The sequence below is a fragment of the Streptomyces huiliensis genome, from assembly GCF_020037025.1.
GTDB lineage: Bacteria > Actinomycetota > Actinomycetes > Streptomycetales > Streptomycetaceae > Streptomyces > Streptomyces huiliensis.
In genome coordinates, this window is sequence record NZ_JAIQLH010000280.1 from 1 (window position 1) to 14,816 (window position 14,816).

General features: G+C 72.0%; 18 protein-coding genes and 1 pseudogene. 12 read left to right on the top strand and 7 right to left on the bottom strand.

Features of this window, described 5'->3' with window-relative positions:
* Nucleotides 1-457 precede the first annotated feature (457 nt).
* Nucleotides 458-1,036, bottom strand: a complete 579-nt coding sequence (locus tag JNW98_RS31055; protein WP_223771635.1) for a histidine phosphatase family protein — start codon at nt 1,034-1,036, stop codon at nt 458-460.
* Between the two features lie 283 nt (nt 1,037-1,319).
* Between JNW98_RS31055 and JNW98_RS31060 the strand changes: the two genes are divergently transcribed.
* From JNW98_RS31060 to JNW98_RS31085, 6 genes are all read left to right on the top strand, one after another.
* On the top strand, nt 1,320-1,532 hold the full coding sequence (locus tag JNW98_RS31060; RefSeq protein ID WP_223771636.1) for a CbtB domain-containing protein: 213 nt from the start codon (nt 1,320-1,322) through the stop codon (nt 1,530-1,532).
* Nucleotides 1,533-1,552: 20 nt separating this feature from the next.
* Entirely contained in the window at nt 1,553-2,299 is a 747-nt protein-coding gene (locus JNW98_RS31065) for a CbtA family protein (protein WP_223771637.1), read from the top strand.
* Between the two features lie 291 nt (nt 2,300-2,590).
* Entirely contained in the window at nt 2,591-3,676 is a 1,086-nt protein-coding gene (locus JNW98_RS31070; protein WP_223771638.1) for an enoyl-CoA hydratase/isomerase family protein, read from the top strand.
* A gap of 106 nt (nt 3,677-3,782) precedes the next feature.
* Complete coding sequence (locus tag JNW98_RS31075; RefSeq protein ID WP_223771639.1) at nt 3,783-4,124, top strand: hypothetical protein; 342 nt, start codon at nt 3,783-3,785, stop codon at nt 4,122-4,124.
* A gap of 129 nt (nt 4,125-4,253) precedes the next feature.
* Complete coding sequence (locus JNW98_RS31080) at nt 4,254-4,805, top strand: DinB family protein (RefSeq protein ID WP_223771640.1); 552 nt, start codon at nt 4,254-4,256, stop codon at nt 4,803-4,805.
* A gap of 17 nt (nt 4,806-4,822) precedes the next feature.
* Nucleotides 4,823-5,158: a YnfA family protein gene (locus JNW98_RS31085; RefSeq protein WP_223771641.1), complete on the top strand. Its 336-nt coding sequence runs from the start codon at nt 4,823-4,825 to the stop codon at nt 5,156-5,158.
* Between the two features lie 21 nt (nt 5,159-5,179).
* Here JNW98_RS31085 and JNW98_RS31090 read toward each other — a convergent pair whose 3' ends face one another.
* Nucleotides 5,180-5,578, bottom strand: a complete 399-nt coding sequence (locus tag JNW98_RS31090; protein ID WP_223771642.1) for an NUDIX hydrolase — start codon at nt 5,576-5,578, stop codon at nt 5,180-5,182.
* A gap of 450 nt (nt 5,579-6,028) precedes the next feature.
* On the opposite strand from JNW98_RS31090, the pseudogene JNW98_RS36975 reads away from it, so the two are divergent.
* The 3 genes and pseudogenes from JNW98_RS36975 to JNW98_RS31105 all read left to right on the top strand — a co-directional run.
* A pseudogene (locus JNW98_RS36975) lies at nt 6,029-6,384 on the top strand (transposase family protein); the annotation flags it as partial.
* Between the two features lie 127 nt (nt 6,385-6,511).
* Nucleotides 6,512-6,826: a hypothetical protein gene (locus JNW98_RS31100; protein ID WP_223771643.1), complete on the top strand. Its 315-nt coding sequence runs from the start codon at nt 6,512-6,514 to the stop codon at nt 6,824-6,826.
* Between the two features lie 30 nt (nt 6,827-6,856).
* Entirely contained in the window at nt 6,857-7,495 is a 639-nt protein-coding gene (locus JNW98_RS31105; protein WP_223771644.1) for a TetR/AcrR family transcriptional regulator, read from the top strand.
* 363 nt (nt 7,496-7,858) lie between these two features.
* Here the strand turns inward: JNW98_RS31105 and JNW98_RS31110 are convergent, their stop codons facing one another.
* Nucleotides 7,859-8,026, bottom strand: a complete 168-nt coding sequence (locus JNW98_RS31110; RefSeq protein WP_223771645.1) for a hypothetical protein — start codon at nt 8,024-8,026, stop codon at nt 7,859-7,861.
* Between the two features lie 16 nt (nt 8,027-8,042).
* The gene (locus JNW98_RS31115; protein WP_223771646.1) at nt 8,043-8,321 is read right to left on the bottom strand and encodes a hypothetical protein; all 279 of its coding nucleotides are present in this window, start codon (nt 8,319-8,321) and stop codon (nt 8,043-8,045) included.
* 195 nt (nt 8,322-8,516) lie between these two features.
* On the opposite strand from JNW98_RS31115, the gene JNW98_RS31120 reads away from it, so the two are divergent.
* Nucleotides 8,517-9,353, top strand: coding sequence for a helix-turn-helix domain-containing protein (locus JNW98_RS31120; protein WP_223771651.1), 837 nt, complete (start codon nt 8,517-8,519; stop codon nt 9,351-9,353).
* Entirely contained in the window at nt 9,350-9,562 is a 213-nt protein-coding gene (locus JNW98_RS31125; RefSeq protein WP_223771647.1) for a DUF397 domain-containing protein, read from the top strand. Before JNW98_RS31120 ends, JNW98_RS31125 begins: the two co-directional genes overlap by 4 nt.
* Nucleotides 9,563-9,623: 61 nt before the next feature.
* On the opposite strand, the gene JNW98_RS31130 is transcribed toward JNW98_RS31125, so the two are convergent.
* The gene (locus JNW98_RS31130) at nt 9,624-11,843 is read right to left on the bottom strand and encodes an NADP-dependent isocitrate dehydrogenase (protein WP_223771648.1); all 2,220 of its coding nucleotides are present in this window, start codon (nt 11,841-11,843) and stop codon (nt 9,624-9,626) included.
* 211 nt (nt 11,844-12,054) lie between these two features.
* Complete coding sequence (locus tag JNW98_RS31135) at nt 12,055-13,731, bottom strand: APC family permease (RefSeq protein ID WP_223771649.1); 1,677 nt, start codon at nt 13,729-13,731, stop codon at nt 12,055-12,057.
* 234 nt (nt 13,732-13,965) lie between these two features.
* Here JNW98_RS31135 and JNW98_RS31140 point away from each other — a divergent pair, with 234 nt between their 5' ends.
* Nucleotides 13,966-14,406: a hypothetical protein gene (locus tag JNW98_RS31140; protein WP_223771650.1), complete on the top strand. Its 441-nt coding sequence runs from the start codon at nt 13,966-13,968 to the stop codon at nt 14,404-14,406.
* Here JNW98_RS31140 and JNW98_RS31145 read toward each other — a convergent pair.
* On the bottom strand, nt 14,342-14,816 hold a 475-nt coding region (locus tag JNW98_RS31145), incomplete at its 5' end, for a DMT family protein (RefSeq protein WP_504755618.1). The two genes, JNW98_RS31140 and JNW98_RS31145, sit on opposite strands and share 65 nt — an antisense overlap.

The following is a 14,816-nucleotide window of genomic DNA, read 5'->3' on the forward strand; positions in this document are numbered from 1 at the left end:
CCGCTCCACCCCCTTCCAGCGCGGTTCCTCGGCCCACCGCCGTGCCAGCTCGCGGGCCGCCTCGACCGCCGCCGTCCCTGCCTCAACCATGACCGTCTCCCGGTGTCGCCTCGAAGGTGCGTCCGTGGTGCGTCCGTTCCACCGGCGGGGGTACGGGCGTTGACCCGCGCCGGCCCGCCGCCGTGCTGCTGAGCTGCTGAGCTGCTGAGCTGCTGAGCTGCTGAGCTGCTGAGCTGCTGAGCTGCTGAGCGATCGTGCGCGGCCCGTGCCCCGCTCCGCCGCATGCCGACGGGCACGCCGGAGGGGCGCGCTCGCCGGGCCGCCGGAGCGTCGGTGCCGCACCACGACTGTGACAGTGGCACTGAGTGCCATCAACCACGGCTTTCTGCCAATTTCCGATGAACCCTTCACAACGCCCGGCCACCGCGCGACTTCGGCGACGACCACCCGTCCGGCGTCAAAGAGGCGTGGCACAGCGCCAGTTCCACCGCCCGGCCCGCCCGGTGAGGTCGGTGCGCGACAGCGGCGGTACGTCGAGCCGCCAGAAGACGGCCGGCGGAAGGCCCAACGCCCGGACCACGGCGGCGCGGACGACGGCCGCACCGGCGACGACCAGCACCCGGCCGCCCTCCTCCGCCTGTGACGCCAGCCAGTCGCCGGTGCGGGTGAGCAGGGAGCGCAGCGGTTCGCCGCCGGGCGGGGCCGCGTCCGGGTCCGCCAGCCAGGCGGCGACCCCTGCGGGGTCGGCGGCCGCCACCTCCGCCAGCGTCCGCCCGCGCCACTCCCCCGGGTCCGGATCGCCCAACTCCGGTGCTGGCACGGAGTGCACGCCCAGGGCGTCGGCCGTCGCCCGGCAGCGCTTCTCCGGCCCGGTGTACACCCGCCGGAACCCACCCGATCCGGACAGACCGGCGAGAACACCCGCCCGGGCACGAACCTCCCGCAACTCCGCCTCCTCAGGCACGTCGTCGTCGAATCGCGCCGCCCGCAGGGCCGCCGTCCCCACCGGCGCGACCAGCGTCACCCGAACCGTCACCACATCCGCCCTTCCCGTGCCTCCGTCCCCACGCACCCGGCACGGCCAGGCATTTCGCGCCCGGCGGCGCGCGGGTGCGCCTCCCCTCGTCCATGGCGCGGGGATGGCTCAAACGGTACGGTCACGTCGACACGACGACGGGGTGACGGAAGCCGGTGGGAATCCGGCACGGTCGCGCCACTGTGTACCGGGGGCCTCCGCTCGGCGCCCGGGGAGTCAGACCCGCCCCTCGTCGTCCGGCACCCGAGGAACGGGACGCGACTCTCCCCCAGGAGGTTCTGCCATGGCATCGTCCGCTCTCACCCCGGCCACTCCCTCGATAACCCCCGTCTCCCTTAAGGAGATCGCCCCGTGGGCGGTCTTCGTCGGCCTGCTCCTGCTGGCCCTCCTCTACTTCGTCGGCGCCGAGCAGGGCGCCACCTCGCTGATCGCCGGCGAGAACGTGCACGAGTGGGTCCACGACGGACGTCATCTGCTCGGCTTCCCGTGCCACTGACCGGCGGGAGGACGCGCACCGTGACATCCGTCCCCGTCCGGGCGCTGCTCGTCCGCGGGATGCTCGCCGGGCTCGGCGCGGGGCTGCTCGCCCTGGCCGTGGCCTACCTGCTGGGCGAGCCCCACGTGGACGCGGCCATCGCCTTCGAGGCGGCCCACGAGCACGGGCACGGCGGCGGCACCGAACCCGTCAGCCGGGCCGTGCAGTCGACGGCCGGCCTGGCCACCGCGGTCCTGGTGTACGGCGTGGCGCTGGGCGGCCTCGCCGCACTGGCGTTCTGCGTGGCGCTGGGCCGCGTCGGCCGGTTCGGCCCGCGCGCCACGGCCGCGCTGGTGGCAGGCGGCGCCCTGCTGGCCCTGTACGTGGTCCCGTTCCTGAAGTACCCCGCCAATCCGCCCTCGGTGGGCGATCCGGACACCATCGACCGGCGGACGGCGCTGTACTTCCTGATGATCCTGCTCAGTGTGCTGCTGTGCGTCGGCGCGGCCGTGCTCGGCCGGCTGCTGGTCACGCGGCTGGGCGTCTGGCACACCACGGTGGCCGCGGGTGCCGCGCTGCTCGTGGCCGTCGGGCTGGCGTACGCGTTCCTGCCGCCGGTCGACGAGGTGCCGGACGACTTCCCGGCCGACGTGCTGTGGCGGTTCCGGCTGGCGGCGCTCGCCGTCCAGGGCGCGCTCTGGGCCGGGTTCGGCCTGCTCTTCGGGGAGCTCGCCGAGCGGCTGCTGGTTCCCCGGGCCGTCCGGTCGCGTCCGGCGACCGCCCCCTGAGCGCGGGGTGCCGTCCGCGTGGCCGCCACCACGCGGACGGCACCCCGCTGTCCTTGCCGTCCTTTTGTGCTACGAACGCTTCGGCTTGTGCTACGGATGCTTCGGCGGTGACGGGCGGGGCAGGATGTGCCGGAAGGTACGCGCCGGAGGGGCCGCGCGGAACGCACGGGGGGAGCCGGCAGCCCGCCGTGCGCCGTCCCGCCCGGGCCACCGGCGCCCGGAAGGAACGAGCGAGAGCATGCAGCACCCGCAGCACCCCACCCCGGCCCACGGGCTGCCCGGAGCCGCCCGATGACCGCCGACGACCACGTCCTCCTGCGGACCGAGGGCCACACCGCCCGGATCACCCTCGACCGGCCACGGGCCCTCAACGCCCTCACCCACCCGATGGTCCGCCGCCTCGACGCGGCCCTGGCCGCCTGGGAGCGGGACCCGGCCGTCCGGACGGTCGTCCTCGACGGCGCCGGCGAGCGCGGCCTGTGCGCGGGCGGCGACATCCGCGCGATCCACGACGACGTACGGGCGGGCGGCGGCGCGGCGTCGGCGGCGTTCTGGCGGGACGAGTACCGGCTCAACGCCCGGATCGCCCGCTGCCCCAAGCCCTACGTGGCCCTGATGGACGGCATCGTCATGGGCGGCGGCGTCGGGGTGTCCGCGCACGGGAGCGTGCGGATCGTCACCGAACGCTCCCGGGTGGCCATGCCGGAGACCGGCATCGGCTTCGTCCCGGACGTCGGCGGAACGTTCCTCCTGTCACGTGCGCCCGGAGAGCTCGGCACCCACCTCGGTCTCACCGGCACCGCGGTCGGCGCCGCCGACGCCCTGCTGTGCGGGCTCGCCGACCACTTCGTCCCCGCCGCGTCGCTGCCCGCCCTGGCGGCGGAGCTGACGACGGACCCGGTCGACGAGGTCCTCGCCCGGCACGCCCGCCCGGCCCCGCCCGGCCGGCTCGCCGAGGACCGGGAGTGGATCGACGCCTGCTACGCCGCGCCGACCGTCGAGGAGATCGTCGAACGGCTGCGGGACCACGGTGCCCCGGCCGCCGAGGAGGCCGCCGCCACCCTCCTCGGCCGCTCCCCCACCTCCCTCAAGGTCACCCTGGCCGCCCTGCGGTCGGCCCGCGGCCTCGACTCCCTGGAGGCGGTACTGGAACAGGAGTTCAGAACCTCCTGCGCGACGCTGACCTCGCCCGACCTGCTCGAGGGCATCCGCGCCCAGGTCGTCGACAAGGACCGCGCCCCGCGCTGGAAGCCCGCGCACCTCGCCGAGGTGACCGAGGAGGACGTGGCCCGCTTCTTCGCCCCCGACCCCGCCTTCGGCTCGGACCGCCCGCTCTTCGGCCCGGGCGCCCCGGAAGGGCATCCCCCGATGGAGTGACAGCGCGTCACGGCCCTTACCACCTCCCAACCGAGGGGCGACCCTGACGTCGAGGCCCCGCCGCGCGCCGGTGCCCGGCGGAGGCCGCGAGGGAGGGAGGCTGCTCATGACCATGGTCAGGCACTTCGGAATTCCGGGGAACGCGGCCCGCGTAGCACTGGCCGCCTGCGCCGCCCTGGCCTTGTCGGGCGTGGTGCCGACGGAGGCCGCGGCGGCGGTCGGCAAGTTCGAGTACGCCGCCGCGGACGGCGTGAACAGCGTCTTCGTCAACCCGCCGACCGGCCCGTGCATCGGCCTGACCAAGGAGGCGGTCAGCGCCGGCAACTACACGGACACCGACGCCAACCTCTACGAGGGCCTGGCCTGCTCCGGCCACGCGGAGCCGCTGCCCAAGGGCACGGGCAAGTCCTGGGGCACGTTCCGGCCCAACAGCGTGCGGTTCGGCTGACCCGGCCGGCGGGCGGCCCGGGCCCGTACGGGAACCGGTGAACCCGCCCTTCCGCCGGTCGCGGAGCGCTACCGTGGACGACACGGGGGGAGCGAGCCGAGGGCACCGCGAGGAAGGCGAAGACGACCATTGGACAACCTCACCACCGCCGGCACCCCGACCTCCGTCACCGCGTGCGCCGCCGAACAGCTCGGTCAGGTAGGCGAGTTGGTCGGCATACTCACCGACGACCAGTACCTGCACCGCCCGCGCGGTGCGAGCCCCATCGCCGGGCACGTCCGGCACTGCGTGGACCACTACACGGCCATCCTCGCGGGCGCCGGCAGCGGCACCGTCGACTACGACCGGCGCACGCGCGGCGGACCGGTCGAGACGGACCGGGACGCGGCGCTGTCCCGGCTCGCGCACGTCCGGGGGCTGGTCCGGACCGTCGCGCCGGGCGACCTGCGGCGTCCCGTCGAGGTGGTGAGCGTCGTGGCGCCGGACGGCTCGGTGGCACGGACGCCGTCCACGGTGGGCCGGGAGCTGGTGTTCGTCGCCCACCACGCCGTGCACCACCTCGCCGTGATGGTGCCCCTGGCGCGGGCGCTGGGCGTGGACGTCCCGCCCGAGTTCGGATACGCGCCGGCGACACTGGCGGCCGGACGGCGGCCGGGGCCAGAGCCGGGGACGGACGCCTGAGCGGTTACGGTCGTGGCATGATCGTCGCCCGCTCCGCCGCCCTGTTCGTCCTCGCCGCCCTCTTCGAGATCGGGGGCGCCTGGCTGGTCTGGCAGGGGGTCCGGGAACACCGCGGCTGGCTCTGGGCGGGGGCCGGGGTCATCGCCCTGGGCCTCTACGGCTTCGTCGCCACGCTCCAGCCCGACGCGCACTTCGGCCGGATCCTCGCCGCGTACGGCGGGGTGTTCGTGGCCGGTTCACTCGTCTGGGGCGCGGTGGCGGACGGCTACCGCCCCGACCGCTACGACGTCGTGGGCGCGCTCGTCTGCCTCGTCGGCATGGCCGTCATCATGTACGCGCCGCGCGGCCGGTGATCCCGGGGCCCGCCGCCGGTCTCAGGTGGCGAGCCGGTCCAGCGCCGCCCGGGTCGCACCGCTGACGGGCGCGGGCTCGGCCGGGTCCAGCCAGGCCAGTTCGGCGATCTCCGCGTGCGGTTCCGGTGTGCCCCGGTGGTCGGCCGTGTAGCAGGCCATCCGGACCTCGGTACCGGCGGACTTGCCGTGTGCCTCGGCCCGTACGGTGACGGCCGGGGCGACGGTCTCCGCGACGAGCTCGACGCCCAGCTCCTCGCGGATCTCCCGAACCAGCGCGTCGCGGTCCGTCTCGCCGGGTTCGGGCTTGCCGCCCGGCAGGTAGTAGGTGTCCTTGCCGTGCGAGCGGGCGACGAGGACGCGGCCGTCACCGTCCCGCAGGATCCACGCCACCTTTTCGACGATCTTCACCGCGTCGCTCACGCCACTCCTGTGTCAGTACCGAAGAACCGGCCACCGAGGTCGCGGATGCAGCAGCCGGACCACCGCGAGCACCGTACCACCGGTGGCGATCATGGATTCCAGCACCAGGACATGCCCGTCGGCGACGTCCGCCGAGAGCCCGGACGCGGCGCGGGACGCGGCGAGGCCGCCGTCAAGGGGGACGGGTCACGTCGGGGATGGCCGCAAGCGGGTGGGCGGTTCCGGTCAGGTGCCCTGGTCCCGCCTCCGGCATGGTCCGGACTCCCCGTACTGGCGGCCCATGATGACGAGCCGGAGCCGAGCGGGTGCCGAAACCCGGCACCGCTCCGTTGCCCACCTTGCTCGCCGACCCGTGCCGTCCGGCGTCGGCACGTACGTTCAGGAACACCTCCACCGCTTTCGGTTCGGCGTTCCGCCAACAGCCGAACTCCTGAGCTACGCCATCACATCGCACCCTGGCGGGACCTGCCCAGCGAGCCAGGGGCTTTGCAGACCGCTCACAAGCGCCTGATCACGTGGGCCGTGGACAGAACATGGGACGGAACATGGGAACGCGTCCTCGCAGCAGTCCTTACCGCGGCGGATGACGGCGACGACATGGACTGGACAGTCTCGGTGGACTCCACCGTCTGCCGTGCTCACCAGCGTTCGGCCAGAGCCAGGAAAAGGGGGCGCCAGACCAGTCCGAGCCCGAGGATCACGCGCTCGGACGCTCCCGCGGCGGCCTGAGTACACAGGTCCACTCGGCCAGTGGCAGCCGGGCTCGTCCTCTGGGTATCCACGTCACCGCCGGTCAGGCTGATGACGTCCGGCGTTGACATTGACCATGCGGTCAATACTATTGGCCGCATGGTCAATAGCATTGGGGCACAAGCACATACACCTCATCGACTCGGTGTCGTCAGCGCGTTGGTGTGGGGTTACGTCGCAGCCATGGCCGCAACCCTCGCGGCACTTGCGCTCCTGGCGTCCAAGGCCCCGGGGCAGGCGACCGGGGAGGCATGGGGGCACGCCCTGATTGTCATGCTCTTCGCGGTCCTCCTTCTGGTGCGGCTCCGGGCGGCCCGGTCGGGCAGCACCAGGGCGGTACGGGCGCTCGGCATCATCGCCGCGGTGCTGCTCGTCGTGAACCTGGTGGAGGCCGCCCTGCCGGACGGCTTCCCGGACTGGATGCGGGTCGAGATGGTGGCGATCGCCCTCTGGATGGCGGCACTGCTCATCCTGGTCCGCCGTTCGACGCGCCGCTGACCGGCGCGCCTACCCGCTGGGAATTACGCTGTGAACACGCCGCAGTCAGAGCCTCGCCCACGCACCCGTCAGCGCCTCGGCGAGGAAGTACGCCGGACGCAGATCATCGAGGCCACCATTGCAGTGGTCGCCGAACTCGGCTACGAGAGCGCCTCTTTGGCCCGGATCGCCGAACGGGCAGAGGTCTCCAAGGGCCTGGTCTCGCACTATTTCACGGACAAGGATCACCTGATGGAAACGGCCGCCAGGGCCACTCTGGCGACCATGAGACAGACGATCGCAGACTCTCTCGTCCTGACCGATCCGGTCCCCGACGTCCTCCGTGCCGCGATTCGCCGTGTGGCCAGTCTGGGCACAACGCACCATGACGAGCTGACCGCGATGCGACAGATCAGCACGAACCTGCGTAAGGCCGACGGCACCCCACGGCTCGGCCTCACCGACTACGAGCAGACCTACCAGGGCCAGGAAGCCCTGTTCCGGCGCGGCCAGGAAGAAGGCACACTCCGCGACTTCGACACCCGGGTCATGGCGGTCACCTACCAGGGGGCCATCGATACGATGCTCACCTACCTCCACAGCCATCCCGAGGCCGACGTCCACCACTACGCGGACGCCCTCGCCGACCTCATCATCGCGGCCATCAGCCGCCCACAAACGGCCACTTGACACTCTTTGGCCACCTGGGGCCCAGCCCAAGAGACACGCTCTAGGCGTCCCGGTCCCGTCCGTGCACCTCGCTCTGGTGCAGGAGCAGGAGCAGGCGGGCGCCGGCGACCACGTCCGCCTCGTCCGTCACCTCAGCGAGGCGGACAAGGGATTGCCGCGCCGCGCACTCCCGGCACCCGGGCACGGGCTCCGGCATCGGGGTGGGCGGGGTGACCGGCGTCCATGGCGGGATGTGCAGGGCGGGGCCGGTTGAGGCCGGAGGTTCGCCAGGGGGCTCTGCCGGTGCCGGCACCAGCCGATCCGACCGGGGACCGGCCGAGTGCGGCAGGATGACGAACGGGCGCAACTCCCGTTTTGAATCGCTCACTTGGGCCCCCAGTGCGCCGCGTACTCGTGCAGCCCCCGGGCGGCCATCACACTCTCCGCCCCGGCCCGGTCACCCGTGCGGAGGGCCCGGGTGAACTCGTCGCGCAGCCGACGGCACTCCGCGCATCCGGCGCGCTGTTCGCCGATGGCCTTTACCTCGTCCATCCGTGCGCCACCGCCCTCACCACCGACGCCCCTCCCGGTTCTGCTGGATCACCCGGGCGCGCAAACGGTCCATCGCGTTGGCCCGGCGGCATTTCGCCGGGTGCCAGACGCGCCCTCCCTCCGGAGGGCGCAGGGTGATCCGGCCGGTGCCGGCGTCCCGGCCGACCACGACGCCGACCTGATCACGTTCGGTGTCCACGACCAGTTCGAGCGGCTGGGGGACCCAGGCGTCCACCTCCTCCTCCAAAATTCCCCCGAACAGGCACAGTTGGGTGAACGGTCCTTCGCGGCTCACGACCTCGCCCGACTGCCGCCGATCAGGGTCCCGGACCTGGGCATCCACACGGCACGGCCGGCACGTCTTCCGCACATCGGACACAGGCGATCAATCCTCTCCGTAGTCTTTCCACTACCGGGGAGGTTCAGGGTGGCCCGACATCTGGGTACCCTTCAACCTGTAAGCGACGAACGGAAGATTGGTGAAGGCCGCTTGAACCGACGCGAGTTGAACCCCGATGCGTCACCCCAAGCCGCCTACGGGGCGCGCCTGCGCAGCTTGCGGGAGTCGCGCGGCTGGAGACAGGAAGACCTGGCCGCCCGCACGGGATATTCCAGCGTGCATATTTCAGCGATCGAAACTGGTCGGAAGCCTCCGACTCTCCGGTTCTCGCGCAGTGCCGACCAGGCGTTCGGAACCGGCGGGACGGCAGACGCGTTCGAGCGGGAGTATCGCGAGATCAAGCACGGCGCGATGCTGGAGGGGTTCCCGGAGTACGTGAAGTACGAGAGTCGCGCCGTGGAGATCCGGCTGTACGAGATCGGGATCGTCCCCGGCTTGTTGCAGACTCCGGAGTACGCGAGGGTGCTGGCCGACAGCGCCGTACGTCGTGGGGCCATCACACCCGAACAGGCCGATCAGCGCGTTGCGTTCCTGGCGAAGCGGCAGGCAGACCTGGTGAGACCTCATCCGCCCATGATGTTCGTGACCATGGATGAGAGCTGCATTCGTCGTACGGTCGGCGGGCCCGGCGTCATGCGCGACCAGTTGACGCGTCTGATTGAGTTCGCCCAGTTGCCGAACACCCTGCTACAGGTGGCGCCGTACGACATAGGCGAGCGTCGAACGTTTGACCTGCCCGTCTATCTCTTGACGTCGCCGGACCGGTCCGTCATCTGCTACGCCGAGTCCCAGGCGCAAGGAAACCTGGACCGAGAGAGCGCATCCGTACTGCCCATGCTGACGGCCTACCATCAGCTACAGGCCGAAGCACTGTCACAGAGGGCATCTGTGGCCATGATCGAGCAGGTACGAAGGGGCACACAGTGACGACCGACTCCCCCCGCTGGTTGAAGTCCTCCCACAGCAACAACGGTGGTGCTTGTGTCGAATGGGCTCCCGCCGTCGCGGTGTCCGGCCTCATTCCCCTCCGGGACAGCAAGCGCCCCGCGGGCCCCGTGCTGGCCGTCCCCGTGGCAGCCTTCGCCGACCTGATATCCGCTGTCAAAGGCGGAGCCTTCAACGCCTTCCACGCGTAAGCGACCGGCCCGGCGAGTGGCAAGAAGCCGCCCACCGGGCCGGGTACTACCGATACAGCGATCAGCCGAGCAGCGCGAGCGCCTGGTTGAACGTCGCGGACGGCCGCATCACGGCAGCGGCCTTCTCGACGTCGGGCTGGTAGTACCCACCGATCTCGACGGGCTTGCCCTGCACGGCCACGAGCTCCTCGACGATCGTCGACTCCGCCTCGGACAGCGCCTTGGCCAGCGGGGCGAACGCCCCGGCCAGCTCCGCGTCGTCCGTCTGGGCGGCGAGCTCACGCGCCCAGTACATGGCGAGGTAGAAGTGGCTGCCGCGGTTGTCGATGCCGCCGAGGCGACGGCTCGGCGACTTGTCCTCCTCCAGGAAGGTCGCGGTGGCGCGGTCGAGCGTGTCGGCGAGGATCTGCGCGCGGGCGTTGCCGGTGGTCTTCGCGTAGTGCTCGAAGGAGGGCACGAGGGCGAAGAACTCGCCGAGCGAGTCCCAGCGCAGGTAGTTCTCCTTGACGAGCTGCTGCACGTGCTTGGGCGCGGAGCCGCCGGCGCCGGTCTCGAAGAGGCCGCCGCCGTTCATCAGCGGGACGACCGACAGCATCTTGGCGCTGGTGCCCAGCTCCAGGATCGGGAAGAGGTCGGTCAGGTAGTCGCGCAGCACGTTGCCGGTGACGGAGATGGTGTTCTCGCCGCGGCGGATGCGCTCAAGGGAGAGCTTGGTGGCCTCGACGGGGGCGAGGATCCGGATGTCCAGGCCCTCGGTGTCGTGCTCGGGCAGGTACGCCTTGACCTTCTCGATGAGCTGCGCGTCGTGGGCGCGGGTCTCGTCGAGCCAGAAGACGGCCGGGTCGCCGGTGGCGCGGGCGCGGGTGACGGCCAGCTTGACCCAGTCCTTGATGGGGGCGTCCTTGGTCTGGCACATGCGGAAGATGTCGCCGGCGCCGACAGCCTGCTCCAGGACGACGTTCCCGGCGGCGTCGAGGACGCGCACGGTGCCGGTGACGGGGACCTCGAAGGTCTTGTCGTGGCTGCCGTACTCCTCGGCCTTCTGCGCCATGAGGCCGACGTTGGGGACGGAGCCCATGGTCGACGGGTCGAAGGCGCCGTGGGCGCGGCAGTCGTCGATGACGGCCTGGTAGACGCCGGAGTAGCTGCTGTCCGGGAGGACGGCGAGGGTGTCGGCCTCCTGGCCGTCCGGGCCCCACATGTGGCCGGAGGTGCGGATCATGGCCGGCATGGAGGCGTCGACGATGACGTCGCTGGGGACGTGCAGGTTGGTGATGCCGCGGTCGGAGTCGACCATCGCCAGGGCCGGGCCCTCGGCGAGCTCGGCGTCGAAGGACTCCTTGATCTTGGCGCCCTCGGGCAGGGCCTCCAGGCCCTTGAAGATGCCGCCGAGGCCGTCGTTGGGGGACAGGCCGGCGGCGGCCAGCGCCTCGCCGTGCTCGGCGAAGGTCTTCGGGAAGAAGGCACGGACGACGTGGCCGAAGACGATGGGGTCGGAGACCTTCATCATGGTGGCCTTGAGGTGCACGGAGAACAGCACGCCCTCCGCCTTGGCGCGGGCGACCTGCGCGGTGAGGAACTCGCGCAGCGCGGCGACGCGCATCACGGAGGCGTCGACGACCTCGCCCGCGAGCACCGGCACCGACTCGCGGAGGACGGTGGTGGAGCCGTCGTCACCGGAGAGCTCGATGCGCAGGGTGCCGTCCTCGGCGACGACGGCGGACTTCTCGGTGGACCGGAAGTCGTCGACGCCCATGGTGGCGACGTTCGTCTTGGAGTCGGAGCTCCAGGCGCCCATGCGGTGCGGGTGGGCCTTGGCGTAGTTCTTGACCGACGCGGGGGCGCGGCGGTCGGAGTTGCCCTCGCGCAGGACCGGGTTGACGGCGCTGCCCTTGACCTTGTCGTAGCGGGCGCGGATCTCGCGCTCCTCGTCGGTCTTCGGGTCGTCCGGGTAGTCCGGGAGGGTGTAGCCCTGCTCCTGGAGCTCGGCGACGGCGGCCTTGAGCTGCGGGATGGAGGCCGAGATGTTCGGCAGCTTGATGATGTTGGCGCCGGGGGTCTTGGCCAGCTCGCCGAGCTCGGCGAGGGCGTCGGGGATGCGCCGGCTCTCGTCCAGGTACTCGGGGAAGCTGGCGATGATGCGGCCGGCCAGGGAGATGTCGCGGCTCTCCACGGTGACGCCGGCCGTCGAGGCGTACGCCTTGACCACGGGCAGGAACGAGTGCGTCGCCAGCGCCGGCGCCTCGTCGGTGTGCGTATAGATGATGGTCGAGTCAGTCACCGGGTGCTCCGCTCCACGTTTGCAACATTGCTCGATATCAAGATATCCCGAACGAGCCACCTCGCTCACAGGGCCCTGCCCCTCCGTTTACGTCACAGGACCCCGCCGCTCCGGGCCGGGAGCGGCGGGGTCCTGTGAGCGGTTCCGGACGGGGCCGGTGTCGGGAGACGGCCGATGTCAGGAGACGGCCGGTGTCAGGAGACGGTCGACGTCAGGAGACGGCGGCCGCCGACGGCTCGGCCGCGCGCGGGCCGGGGACGTGCGTGTCCTCGGAGGTCTCGGGCCCGACCTGCCCGCCGTCGAGGACGGGGTCGGGGCCGGGGAGCCCGTCCTCGTGGGCCCGGACGCCGGCCCGGACGGCCCAGAAGTAGAAGCCGAGGGCGGAGACGCCGACCAGCGCGGTGTCGAGGCCGCCGGGGATCACGCCGTGGCCGCCGAACTCGGGGCTGCCGAGCGCGGAGATCAGGCCGGTCCAGAGCAGGAAGGCGGCCATCCACCAGGCGGGGGCGAACTGCTTGGCGAGGTTCCGCTCGCCCTTGCGGCGCAGCACGATCGCGGCGATGGGCAGCGAGACCAGGGTGAGCAGGGCGACCTTGCCGGTGTTGGGCCACTTGGACCAGTACAGGGCGCAGGCGGCGAACGCGAAGGTCAGCGGGCACAGCACGGCGGCGGCGGGCAGTCGGAACGGGCGCGGCAGCTCGGGCTTGGTCTTGCGGAAGACGCCGACGGCGATCGGGCCCATGAGGTACGAGACGACCATCGCGGCGGAGACGACGCTGGCCAGGGCCTCCCAGCTGTGCCCGATGGTGAGCAGCAGGAGGACGGAGAAGGCCAGGTTGAGCCACATGGCGGGACGGGCCACGCCGTAGCGCGGGTGCACCTCGGCGATCTTCTTGGGGAAGAAGCCGGTCTCGGCGAGGTTCTGCGCCAGGTACGCGGAGGAGGCGACGTTGCCGATGTTGGCGCCGGACGGCGAGATGAACGCGCCGAACTGGAGCAGGGTGACGACCCAGTGCAGCATCAGCAGCTTGGCGAGGTCGGCGAAGGGCGAGGCGAAGTTCACGCCGTGCCAGCCGCCGGCCTCCGCGAGCCGCTCCGGCGGGACGGAGCCGAGGAAGGCGACCTGGAGGGCCAGGTAGATGACCAGGCCGAGGGAGAGCGCGCCGACGAGGGCGAGCGGGATGGCGCGGCCGGGGTTCTTGGCGTTGCCGCCGAGGTTGACGACGGCCTGGAAGCCGTTGAAGGCGAAGACGACGCCGGAGGCGGAGACGGCGGTGAGCACCGCGGACCAGCCGTTGGGGGCGAAGCCGCCGTGGGAGGTGAAGTTGCCGGTGTGGAAGCCGGAGGCGATGAGCGCGGCGATGGCGATGACCGGGATGGCGAACTTCACCAGGGTCAGCAGGTTGTTCGCGCGGGCCAGCAGGGCGACGGACCAGTAGCAGGCCAGCCACAGGGCGACGGTCAGGAGCAGGGCCATGCCGATGCCGGTGGCGGACAGGTGGCCGTCCGAGACCAGGCCGCGGGCCCAGCCGAAGTTCCAGGACGCCATGTACTGCGTACCGGCGATGGACTCGATCGGGATCAGCGAGGCCGTGGCGATCCACACCGCCCAGCCGGTGACGAAGCCGAGCACCGGGCCGTGCGAGATGGAGCCGAACCGGGCCATCGCGCCGGGCAGCGGGTAGGCCGCGCCGACCTCGGCGTACGACATGGCGATCATGCCGATGAAGATCGCGCCGATCACCCAGGCGACCAGCGCGGCGGGTCCGGCGACCTGGGCCGCCTGGCCGGCCCCGAAGAGCCAGCCGGAGCCGAAGATGGATCCCAGGCCGATCATGATCAGGGCGAAGAGGCTGAGGCCCTTGCGATTGCCCGCGCTCACGTCCACGTGATGTTCTTCCGTTCTGCCGGTGCCGCCAGGGCGTGGCCTGGGACGGCCGGACTTCCGCTTTTCCCGTCGTGCACGGGGCTCGAAGCCGCGATGGCCCCCGGGAGCGGACACACGGATGTGGCGGCGAGACGGCCGAGGACGTACAGAGCGACGTCGGACATAGTACGACAACCTGTTGAAACGGCTGCAACGCCTGTCACGCGCCCGGGCGGCGGACATGACATAGCGGACATGACGCGGCCGGCCGCGCGGGGACGTCGGCGACCGGCCCGCCCGAGCGGTTTCGCCACCGTCAGCACAAAGGTCGACGCCCAGGGCGAGCGCATGCTCGCCGGCCGGCGCGGCACCCCGCGCACGCTCCAGGACGATGTCTCGGTCATCACCCTGCGGCTGGTGACGTCCCTCATGTCCGGGGACGAGGGCGGGGACGAGTCCGGGGACGAGGACACCGCGGAGGTCGCCCGGCTGGTCGCGCCCATCATGGACCTGTCGACCTCGCCCGTGCTCCTGCCGGAGTGGGTGCCGACCGCGCGCGTGGTGAAGGTGGTGTCCCGGCCGGTGGGGACGGCCCGCCACACCGGCGGGGCGGCCGGGAGGCGGCTGCCGGTCACTCCGGCGCCCGCTCCCCGCCCTCCGGGTCGGCGGCGGGGAGCAGCAGCATCCCCCAGGTGACGAGCGCCGCGCCGACGCCCTCCGGGACCAGCCACCACCCCGTCCGCACCCGCTCGCCGTAGACGAGGCTCCCCAGCGCCAGGCTGACCAGCGCCTCGCCGAGGGTGAGCGCGGGCTGGGTGGCCACCAGTGGGCCCGACTCCATGGCGTTGGCCAGCAGGAAGAGGGCGCAGGCGCCGGCGGCCACGAAGGCGTACGTCTGCCAGGCCGTGAGGAAGGCGCCGGCGCCGTGGTCGTCGAACGTGCCGGTGGCCGCCTTCATCAGGGTGGCGGTCAGGGCGTACGCGATCGCCGACGCCGAGGCGAACAGCGCGGCCCGCGCCCGGCCGCGCGGCCGTGTCAGGGCCACCGCCGTGCAGAGCGCCACGGCCGTCCCGGTGGCCGCGAGGGTGACGGCCCACCGGGCGCCG